Source organism: Allosphingosinicella deserti, from assembly GCF_003012735.1.
Lineage (GTDB): Bacteria > Pseudomonadota > Alphaproteobacteria > Sphingomonadales > Sphingomonadaceae > Allosphingosinicella > Allosphingosinicella deserti.
In genome coordinates, this window is the sequence record NZ_PXYI01000011.1 from 164380 (window position 1) to 173830 (window position 9451).

Genomic DNA, 9451 nt, shown 5'->3' on the forward strand with positions numbered 1-9451 from the left:
TTGCTATACGCCCCCCATGCTGAGGTCTGTCCGAAGTCGACACGCGTCCATTGTGCCGCACAGCTGAAGTGCGGTCGACGCCATGACGACCCACCCGGAGGCAAACACGATCTCGGCAATCGCGGAGGGCGAACGCGCGGAGACGCGCTCCCTAGAAGTGGCCCTAGCGACCTGGCAGAGCGAGCGCTTTCTTGCGGAGCAGCTCGATTCGCTCTTCGCTCAGACCAAGCAGAATTTCACCGTGCTCGTAGCCGATGACGGATCGAGGGATTCGACGACCACAATCCTGGAGGATTATGCTGCGCGTAATCCGGGCCGGATTCGGATCGTCTCCCGCGAGAAGCAGCCTTCCGGAGCGCTCGGCAATTTCGCGCGGCTGATCGATTATGCTTCGGCCGATTACCTGATGCTCTGCGATCACGACGATATCTGGCTGCCGAACAAGATCGCGCTCACCTTCGAGCATATGGCGGTGCTGGAGCGCATTCACGGCCGGTCTGCGCCGCTCCTCGTCCATAGCGATCTCACCGTCGTCGACGAGCATCTCCAGGTGATCGGGCCATCCTTCTTCCGCTACTCCAGGATCGATCCGTCGCGTAACGATCTTACCAGCTTGCTGACGACGAACGTCGCCACCGGCTGCACGATGATGGTCAACCGCGCTTTGTACGAGAAGGCGCGGCCGATCGCGCCCGAGGCGATGATGCACGATCACTGGCTGGCACTCGTTGCGGCGACATTCGGCGCCATCGCCTGGATCGGTGAACCCACCATCCTTTATCGGCAGCATGGCCACAATGCGATCGGTGCGAAGCGTGGCGGAACCGCATCGCTCGTCTACCGCGTTCGCCAGACGCTTTTCAGCGACGATCGTGAGCGGGTGATGCGGCGTTATTCCCGGCAGGCGGCGGCGCTGCTGAAACGCTATGGCCACGAAATGCGGCCCGAGGTGCGCCGCCCCACCGAGACCCTGGCCAATATCTGGTCAATCGGCCGGTGGCGTCGTTTCTCGCAGCTTCGCAGGAGCGGGCTCGGCCTGTCCGGCTTCGCGCGCAACGCCGCGCTCATGGTCGTCGTCACCCGGCGGGGTCGAGCCGGAGGCGAGGCATAAGACGGGCGCCGGCCGGCTTGGCAAGCCTTCGGGCCGAGTGCACACTCCGAAACGAAGCGCGGCGATTCGTGCTTGGGGGATTGTCGGGGTGATCGTACGCAAGAGCCGCCGGCGGACTGCGATCGTCGCGGGCGGCGCCATGGTCCCGTCGTGGGTGCGGGGCTGCGCCGTATTGAAAGCGCTGTTCTGCCTCGTCGCGGCGGCACTCGCCGCGTCGCCTCTCGCGGCCCAGGTGCGGCCGGTGCCGGGGCCTGGCGACCCGCACATCCAGTTCATCGATTATGCGGCAGAGCAGGTCATCCTTCTCGAAGCGGCACCCGGCTATCAGATGATGATCGAGCTCTCACCGGATGAGCGGGCGGAGAATGTGGCGGTCGGCGACAGCGCCGCCTGGCAGATCAGCACCAATCGCAGCGGCAACGCTTTGTTCGTCAAGGCGCTGACCGGGGGTGTGTCGACGAACATGACCGCGATCACAAACGTTCGCGTCTACAGCTTCGAGTTGTCGCCGGTAACGACATCCGGGAATTTGGCCTATACCATCCGCTTCCGCTATCCGCAGGCGCCTTCGGCTTCGGCTTCGGGGGACGAGGCCCGGAACGCGCCGGGGGAAGGCCGATATCGCCTCGGCGGCGACAAGGCCTTGCGCCCGAGCGAGATGAGCGACGACGGTATCCTGACCTACATACGCTGGCCGCGGGACCGTTCGCTGCCCGCGGTATACGCCGTCAGCGACACCGGCCGCGAGATGCTCGTCAACGGCATGATGCGCGAAGACGACGTGTTCGTCATCGACGGTGTGGCGCGCAAGCTCGTCTTCCGCATCGACAAGCACTCTGCAACCGCCACGCGGCGGCAGACCGGCAAATAACCTGGCCGTTGCCGCTGCGTTGCCTGTTCGCAGCGCGCTGCTTGCTGGCCCATCGCGCGCCATTCCCTGATCATGATCAGGCGAGCTTGTCATCGCTCCCCCCTGCTGTCACGGGCCGGGGATGATTGTCCCAATCTGCATCACCGGCATGCACCGCTCCGGGACATCCCTGGTGGCCGGCCTGCTCAACGCCTGCGGTCTGTCCGTCGGGGATGATTCCCATCTTCTGCCGGCGAGCTCCGACAATCCGCTCGGTTATTGGGAGGATAGCCGGTTCGTGCAGCTCAACGACGATCTGCTGCGCCATGCCGGCGGTACCTGGGACCGGCCTCCGGCAGACCCGATCCGGCCGCGCCGCGACCCTCGCGGGCTGCTGCTGCGGCTGCGGGCCCGGCGTCTGCTACGCCGATCGGCGCAGAAGACGCCGTGGAGCTGGAAGGACCCGCGGACGTCGCTCGCTATGCCATTCTGGTTGTCGCTGGTGCCCTCGCTGAAAGTGATCATCTGTCTGCGCCATCCGGCCAAGGTCGAAGAATCTCTGCGCCGGCGAGACCACACTCCGAGCGAGCATGGCGCCGTTCTTTGGCGTATCTACAACGAGCGGCTGCTTGCAACCGTGCCGCGGGCGCAGCGGCTCATCGTCCTCAATCACCGCATCCTCGCCGATCCCGAACACGCCCTGCGACCGATCCTCGCCTTCGCCGGACTGCCCCCCGAGCGCGCCGAAGATCCAGCGGTTGCGGCGCTGGTCCGTCCCGATTTCCAGCGCACCACCCAAATTCCGGAACGCAGCTGCGGTGCTGCAATCGACGATCTCTACGCGCGCATGGCAGAGGAAGCAGAGAGTGCTCGGCATCTCTGAAGCCTCGTCCTCGTTCTCCGGTGGCGATCGGTAGCGGGAAGCACGTCGTTGCTCGGCGGCAGGACGCCGTGCCGGGGGAACGGGTTCGCAAGAGCATTACCGCTCGTCGCGCTCTCCGCAGCACTGGCGGCTGGATCGGATCCAGTCCGAATGCGGCGTAGCCGAAATCCTGGGCGACGCGCCGGCCAACGCTCCTTTCCAGTGCAGACCGCGCAGCCGCCGATGTTCGAACTCCGTCAGGCGGGGCGCGGCAAAGGCGCCAATCCCCAGAGAACACGGCGTTCGTTGATGACCCGCTCGGCATAGACTGATCCGTATTTCGGATTGAGCTGGGCAGACGTGCCGAGATCCCAACGGGCGGTCGGATAGTAACGATCGAGATAAGGTTGGAAGAGCGGCCGCAGCGTGTCGCAATCCTCCGGCGTGAACCAATTCCGCCAGGCTCCGTAACGCTTGGTGCGGACCACGCGCTGCAGGGCTTCCGGCACCGACGCCGCTCCGTCGAGCGATATGCCGAGTATCTCCTCCAGCGGCCCGAATTCTTCGTCGACCAGCTGTTCGTAGCGGAATACGGGGAGTTGCGGGCGTCGATCGTGGAATTGAAGCGGTAGCGCGATGCCGCGATCCTTGTACTGCTCGATCCAGGAGGACGGGGAGTCGACGCCGCGTTCCAGCCTTTCGAAGGCCGTGAGGAGGTCCAGCACGCTGACGGAGCGCGGATCGGCTTCCTTCTGCCTCAGCAGGTCAAGGAATTCCGCGGCCGACTTCTCGTCACGAATGAAGCTCGCATGATAGTTCCTGTAGAGAAGACCGCTGACCAGCCGATCTCGAGGATCTCGAACGAGTACGATCTGCCGGTCGAAGCGATCGAAATCGTGAATGCGGATCGGCCTCCGGTCCCATGGCAACACCTTCGCGATGACATGAGACGGTGCCCATCGTCCGCTGCGCAGCGCTCTGAGGCGGTCAAGGAAGCGGTCGGAAAGGCCATAGGACCTCGGCTCGAACAGCGCGATCGTGCCAGGCGGAAGCGAATTCCGGATTTTGTAAAACAGCGCCGAGGTGCCGCTCTTGGCAAGGCCGTAAATAACGATCTTCACACGCACTCCCGCCAAAGATTTGCTTGGTCGTCGCGAAGATCGGCGATGCGAGGAGCGACGTCGCCGGCTTCTCCGCTGGATCGCCCGTGATTGCAAGGCAGGGATCGTGCTTCGGATCCGAAGACGAGGAGTTTGAACCGGCTTATCGGCACCATAGAGCCGCACGCGTCCTTGCGGCGGCCGCGCGCGCAGGGCGACAAGGTTGTGCAGTCGGGTTTTCGTCTGTTGCGAGCGGCTCCTTTGCAAGGAAGGCCACACGCCGGAACTCAGTTTGATGGACGATGCAAGACGTTTCCGGCACGAGCCCGCAAAGAAAACGGCGCTCGCTTTCGCGAACGCCGTTTCTGCCCCACGCAGAAGAGGGTGTCGGCCGGAGCTTGTGCGGCCGGCGCACGGCGTTCTGCGAGGCCAAAAGTCTCGTCGCGTGCGAAGCCGCCGGTCGTCGCTGACGCGATGGCCAATGAAGGTCGATTACGCGACCTGGGCCTGTTCGATATCTTCCGGATCGCGCAGCACATAGCCGCGGCCCCATACGGTCTCGATGTAATTTTCGCCGCCGCAGGCGAGGGAGAGCTTCTTGCGGAGCTTGCAGATGAAGACGTCGATGATCTTCAGCTCCGGCTCGTCCATGCCGCCATAGAGGTGGTTGAGGAACATTTCCTTGGTGAGGGTCGTGCCCTTGCGGAGCGAGAGCAGCTCCAGCATCGCATATTCCTTGCCCGTCAGGTGCACGCGGGCGCTGTCGACCTCGACCGTCTTGGCGTCGAGATTGACGGCGAGCTTGCCGGTGCGGATGACCGACTGGCTGTGCCCCTTGGAACGGCGGACGACCGCATGGATGCGGGCGACGAGTTCGTCGCGGTGGAACGGCTTGGTGACGTAATCGTCGGCACCGAAGCCGAGCGCGCGCACCTTGGAATCCATCTCGCTGATGCCGGACAGGATCAGCACGGGCGTGCCGACCTTCGCCATGCGCAACTTCTTCAGCACGTCGTAGCCGTGCATGTCCGGAAGGTTGAGGTCGAGCAGGATGATGTCGTAATCATACAGCTTGCCGAGATCCAAACCCTCTTCGCCAAGATCTGTCGTATAGACGTTGAAGCCCTCGGCCCCGAGCATCAGTTCGATGCTCTTCGCCGTGGTCGGCTCGTCTTCGATCAGCAACACGCGCATTGCTCTGCCCCTCTGGCTCGAAAGGGCCGGCCGCTGACACGCGCCGCTCCTTCGCCCTTAAACATTAACTATGCGAGGTATGAACGCAAAAGGTTAATTCGAGATTAAGCCGGGATTACCGACAACTAACCTATTCGTTGCACGTCTGCCACAGCCGTGGCACGGCGCGCTCATGTGGGAAGAGCGCGTCCTTTTCGTCGATGCCGAGGCGCTGGTGATCGACAAGCCGGCCGGGCTTGCGGTCCATCCGGGCCCGAGAACGCCGGAGAGCCTCGAGCGCTATCTGCGCGATCTGCGCTTCGGGTTCCAGCGTCCGCCTTCACCGGTTCACCGCCTCGATCGCGATACCAGCGGCTGCCTGTTGCTGTCGCGCAATCCCAAGGCGCACAAGCGCTTCGCCTTCGCCTTCGAAGAGAATCGGGTGACCAAGACCTATCTGGCGGTGGTCGGCGGGGTTCCGGATGCGGAGGAGGGTAGGATCGATCTGCCGCTCGCCAAGATCTCGTCGGCCGAAGCCGGCTGGCGCATGGTCCCCGATCCCGCCGGCAAATCGGCGGTGACCGCCTGGCGCCGACTCGCCGTCATCGAAGGCCGCGCCCTGCTGCTCTTTTTGCCCGAGACCGGCCGCACCCATCAGCTGCGCGTGCACGCCGCCGAGGCGCTCGGCATGGCGATTTCCGGCGATCCGGTCTACGGCACCGGCCGCGGGCCGATGCTGCTCCACGCGCTGAGCCTCAAGGTCGATCGCGGAGCGCGCGCCCCGATCGAGGCGACCGCGCCGCTTCCGCCCACGTTCCTGCAGGCGGGATTCACCGCCGATCTTCTCGATGCCGCCGACTGAGCCTTATGTCGTCCCCGAAGAGGCGCTGGAGGAAACCTTCATCGCCTCCAGCGGCCCCGGCGGCCAGAACGTCAACAAGGTCGCGACGGCGGTGCAATTGCGCTGCGACGTATTCAAGCTCGGCCTTGCGCCGCACGCTTATCATCGCCTCAAGGAACTGGCCGGCAGCCGGATGACGAATGACGGCGAGATCGTCATCACCGCCCGCAGCTACCGCACCCAGGACGCCAATCGCGAGGATGCGCGGGCGAGGCTGGCGGATCTGATCGCCAAGGCCCACATCCGCCAGGCCAGGCGGATCAAGACCAAGGTGTCGCGTGCCGCGAAGGCGAGGCGGGTGGACGGGAAGAAGCAGCGGGGAACGGTCAAGCAAGGGCGCGGGAAGGTGTGCCTCGACTGATCAATGGCGCGGGGTTCCCGCCGCGACGAGACGACGTGAGGACATGCATGTACGACTTCAAGATCGAGACCGAGAACAAGGCCGAGCTGTATCGGCAATTGAACCAGGCGGCCGATTCGCTGACTGACGGCGAGCCCGACGCGATCGCCAACATGGCCAATATCGCCGCCTTGTTGTGGGAATCGCTGCCGGATCTCAATTGGGCCGGTTTCTATCGAAACGTTGGTGGCGAGCTGGTGCTGGGGCCCTTCCAGGGGCGTGCTGCCTGCATCCGCATTCCGTTCGGCAAGGGTGTCTGCGGCACCGCCGCGTCGACGCTCGAAGCGCAATGTGTCGAGGACGTGCACGCTTTCCCAGGCCACATCGCCTGCGATGCGGCGTCGGCGTCGGAGCTGGTGGTGCCGGTGGTTCATGAGGGCGAACTGATCGGAGTCATCGATCTCGACAGTCCCCGCACGGCACGGTTCGATTCGGAGGACGTTGCCGGATGTCTCGCATTGGCACGCATCCTCGCACCCCGCCTTGCCTCTGTAGAAAAGCAGGATCCGAAGCGTTAACGAAGTCCTAATGTCGGAAGCCGTCTGCCGCGCTTTCGACTCGGCTCTTACGCACAGGGGATACGCAGATGAACAGGCTGAGGCTGGTTGTTGCGTTGGCGGCGTCCGCCGCACTGGCTCCGATGGCGGCTGCCCAGACGGTCACGGATCCGGATCCCTTGTCGGCACCGCAGATCGGCATCGCCGGTGCGCGGCAGCCCGCGCCTATGCAGGCTCCGCCGGCCGCCGCCGCGCCCGTCGCTCGGCCCGTCGCACCGCCGCCGGCGCCCCGAGCCAGCCACTGGAATGCGCCTTCCGCGGCGCCGCGCCCAGCCGCCCCCGTTTATTCCGCGCGTCCGGGGGTGCCCGGCCCGGCTCCAGCGGCAAGAGAGGTCCGGCGCGAAGTTCGTCAGCCCGGGCCGCCAATGGGCACGGCTCAGGCGCAGGGTCGCTATCGGCAGGACGGCCAGGTCCGAACCGGCCAGGTCCGAACCGGCCAGGTCCGAACCGGGGAGGTCCAGACCAGCCGGATGTACGGGGGCCGAATGCACGGCGGGGCCAGTCGGGGCGGCTCCACGCACCATGGCGGTTACCGCCAATACCATCGCGTCCAGCGCGGCGGCTATGTGCCGCGCTATTGGTGGGGGCCGCAATTCGTGGTCCGCAACTGGGGTGCCTATGGCTTCCCCCAGCCTTATGCGGGCAGCCGATGGGTTCGTTACTATGACGATGCCCTGCTGATCGATCGCTACGGCCGCGTGCACGACGTGCGCGGAGATTGGGACTGGAACCGGTCCGGGGAGCGCTGGAGCGAAGACGATGACGGCGTTCCCGTCTATGTCGGCAACGGCGAGTTCGAGCCCGAGGACTGGGATTATGAGTGGGCGGAAGGCTGGGACCGCGGCGAACACCGCGGCCAGGCCTATGCCGAAGATTGCGGTCCGACGCCGGGCGGCGTTTGCGGCGCCGGGTACGGGCAAGCCTATCCCGGTTACGGCTATGCTCCCTGCGCCTGTGGTCCGGTGGTCGTCACCGAAACCACCGTCACGACCCCGGCCGTGGTCGAGCAAGTCACTTATTACGATTATGTCGAGGAGCGTGTCGCCCGCCCCGCGGCGAAGGTGCGCAGCAGGCGGGTGAAGGTGCAGCGGATTCCGGTCGAACCCTATCGCGGCGAGAAGGGCTGAGGACGAGGCGCAGGCGCCGGCGCGACTCGGCTGCTCCGGATCAGCCCGAGCGGTCGAGCGCCTCGTCGGCGAGCCGTTCCGGTACGATGACCAGCGGGCAGGGCAGGGTTCCCGCCACGGCGCCGGAGAAATGTTCGACCAGGGGACCCGGCCCGCCGTCCGCGGCGGCCCCGAGGATCAGGGCGGAGATGTCGGTGCGTTCCTTGAGGAGGTCGGCGATCGCCTTCACCGGCTCGCCCTGGCGGACGAGGATCGACGGCTCGATGCCCGCTTCCTCGACGATAGCGCCTGCGGCTTCGAGCAGCATCGCCTCGGCACGTAGCTTGGCTTCTTCCTCCATCGCCGCCTGTACGCCGCCCCATTGCACGAACTCGGCGGGCGGAACGATCGCCAGTACCTCGACGCTGGCGCCGGTGCGTGCGGCCCTGCGGGCGGCATAACGCAGGGCGACCTTGCCCTCGTTGGTCTCGTCGATCACCACCAGATATGAGCGCATCGTCCATGTCTCCCGCGGGCCGGTAGATGATGCGCCCACGCATCCTCCGCCCTGTTCTTTGCGCGGCATCGTGCGACGGAATGGCCCGCCGTTCAAGCGCGGCACCTACGGCCCCGCCGAGCCCGCGCTAAGGACAGGCCTTGACCGGACGCCTTCCGATGCTGTTTGGGCATCCCGAGCCAAGTCGATGCCCAGGAGTTCGGCGCACATGCCCATCGAACTGAAGATGCCTGCCCTCTCTCCTACCATGGAGGAAGGGACCCTCGCCAAGTGGCTGGTCAAGGAGGGTGACACCGTCGCCGCCGGCGACCTGCTCGCCGAAATCGAAACCGACAAGGCGACGATGGAATTCGAAGCCGTGGACGAAGGAACGATCGCCAGGATTCTGGTCGCCGAAGGCACCGACGAGGTGAAGGTCGGCACCGTCATCGCGCTGATCGCGGCCGAAGGCGAGGACGTCAGCGCGGCGTCCGCGCCCTCTGCGGCGAAGGAGCCGGTGGCCAAGGACGCCGGCGAAACCGGCGCCGGGCAGCCGGCCACGCCGACCCCCGCGCCCGACGTCAAGGGCTATGGCGCCAATCCCGCCGAGGACCAGAAGATCGCGGCGGCCACGCCTGCTGCTCCGGCACCTGCCGCACCCGCGGCGTCTGCCTCCGCCGGAGACCGGGTCAAGGCAAGCCCGCTCGCCCGTCGCCTCGCCGAGCAGAAGGGCATCGATCTCGCCGCGCTGAAGGGTTCCGGTCCCGGCGGCCGCATCGTCAAGGCCGATCTCGAAGGCGCCCGCCCGGGCCAGGCCACGCCCGCAGCGGCTGCCGCGCCGGCCGCGGCACCGGCCGCGCCGGCCGCGGCACCGGCCGCGCCGCAAGCGGCCCAC

General features: G+C 65.9%; 11 protein-coding genes. 8 read left to right on the plus strand and 3 right to left on the minus strand.

Annotated features, from left to right (window positions below):
* Nucleotides 1-82 precede the first annotated feature (82 nt).
* From C7I55_RS24785 to C7I55_RS24795, 3 genes are all read left to right on the plus strand, one after another.
* Entirely contained in the window at nt 83-1111 is a 1029-nt protein-coding gene (locus C7I55_RS24785; protein WP_106515737.1) for a glycosyltransferase family 2 protein, read from the plus strand.
* An 88-nt stretch (nt 1112-1199) separates the two neighbouring features.
* Nucleotides 1200-1982, plus strand: a complete 783-nt coding sequence (locus tag C7I55_RS24790) for a TrbG/VirB9 family P-type conjugative transfer protein (RefSeq protein ID WP_158266578.1) — start codon at nt 1200-1202, stop codon at nt 1980-1982.
* Between the two features lie 121 nt (nt 1983-2103).
* Complete coding sequence (locus tag C7I55_RS24795; protein WP_106515739.1) at nt 2104-2844, plus strand: sulfotransferase family protein; 741 nt, start codon at nt 2104-2106, stop codon at nt 2842-2844.
* Between the two features lie 236 nt (nt 2845-3080).
* Here the strand turns inward: C7I55_RS24795 and C7I55_RS24800 are convergent, their stop codons facing one another.
* Nucleotides 3081-3944, minus strand: coding sequence for a sulfotransferase family protein (locus C7I55_RS24800; protein WP_106515740.1), 864 nt, complete (start codon nt 3942-3944; stop codon nt 3081-3083).
* Between the two features lie 471 nt (nt 3945-4415).
* Nucleotides 4416-5117 (minus strand): response regulator transcription factor CtrA, encoded by a 702-nt coding sequence (ctrA, locus tag C7I55_RS24805; RefSeq protein WP_106515741.1) that lies wholly within the window; start codon nt 5115-5117, stop codon nt 4416-4418.
* Between the two features lie 172 nt (nt 5118-5289).
* On the opposite strand from ctrA, the gene C7I55_RS24810 reads away from it, so the two are divergent.
* The 4 genes from C7I55_RS24810 (at nt 5290) to C7I55_RS24825 (ending at nt 8081) form a co-directional block, all read left to right on the plus strand.
* Nucleotides 5290-5958, plus strand: coding sequence for an RluA family pseudouridine synthase (locus C7I55_RS24810; RefSeq protein ID WP_106515742.1), 669 nt, complete (start codon nt 5290-5292; stop codon nt 5956-5958).
* Nucleotides 5945-6358, plus strand: a complete 414-nt coding sequence (gene arfB / locus C7I55_RS24815; protein WP_106515743.1) for an alternative ribosome rescue aminoacyl-tRNA hydrolase ArfB — start codon at nt 5945-5947, stop codon at nt 6356-6358. The genes C7I55_RS24810 and arfB overlap by 14 nt, the downstream gene beginning before the upstream one ends.
* Nucleotides 6359-6405: 47 nt before the next feature.
* Nucleotides 6406-6915 carry a GAF domain-containing protein gene (locus C7I55_RS24820; RefSeq protein WP_106515744.1) on the plus strand — a complete coding sequence of 170 codons (510 nt, stop codon included), beginning with the start codon at nt 6406-6408 and terminating at the stop codon, nt 6913-6915.
* A gap of 68 nt (nt 6916-6983) precedes the next feature.
* On the plus strand, nt 6984-8081 hold the full coding sequence (locus C7I55_RS24825; RefSeq protein WP_106515745.1) for an RcnB family protein: 1098 nt from the start codon (nt 6984-6986) through the stop codon (nt 8079-8081).
* Between the two features lie 40 nt (nt 8082-8121).
* Here the strand turns inward: C7I55_RS24825 and C7I55_RS24830 are convergent, their stop codons facing one another.
* The gene (locus C7I55_RS24830) at nt 8122-8577 is read right to left on the minus strand and encodes a universal stress protein (RefSeq protein WP_106515746.1); all 456 of its coding nucleotides are present in this window, start codon (nt 8575-8577) and stop codon (nt 8122-8124) included.
* 208 nt (nt 8578-8785) lie between these two features.
* Between C7I55_RS24830 and C7I55_RS24835 the strand changes: the two genes are divergently transcribed.
* On the plus strand, nt 8786-9451 hold a 666-nt coding region (locus C7I55_RS24835; protein WP_146151138.1), incomplete at its 3' end, for a biotin/lipoyl-containing protein.

What these genes read in the sequence shown, in the direction of transcription:
- C7I55_RS24785 (WP_106515737.1), top strand. Translation starts at nt 83, where the DNA reads ATGACGACCCACCCGGAGGCAAACACGATCTCGGCAATCGCGGAGGGC.
- C7I55_RS24820 (WP_106515744.1), top strand. Translation starts at nt 6,406, where the DNA reads ATGTACGACTTCAAGATCGAGACCGAGAACAAGGCCGAGCTGTATCGG.
- C7I55_RS24825 (WP_106515745.1), top strand. Translation starts at nt 6,984, where the DNA reads ATGAACAGGCTGAGGCTGGTTGTTGCGTTGGCGGCGTCCGCCGCACTG.
- ctrA (WP_106515741.1), bottom strand. Translation starts at nt 5,117, where the DNA reads ATGCGCGTGTTGCTGATCGAAGACGAGCCGACCACGGCGAAGAGCATC.
- C7I55_RS24830 (WP_106515746.1), bottom strand. Translation starts at nt 8,577, where the DNA reads ATGCGCTCATATCTGGTGGTGATCGACGAGACCAACGAGGGCAAGGTC.
- C7I55_RS24810 (WP_106515742.1), top strand. Translation starts at nt 5,290, where the DNA reads ATGTGGGAAGAGCGCGTCCTTTTCGTCGATGCCGAGGCGCTGGTGATC.
- C7I55_RS24795 (WP_106515739.1), top strand. Translation starts at nt 2,104, where the DNA reads ATGATTGTCCCAATCTGCATCACCGGCATGCACCGCTCCGGGACATCC.
- arfB (WP_106515743.1), top strand. Translation starts at nt 5,945, where the DNA reads ATGCCGCCGACTGAGCCTTATGTCGTCCCCGAAGAGGCGCTGGAGGAA.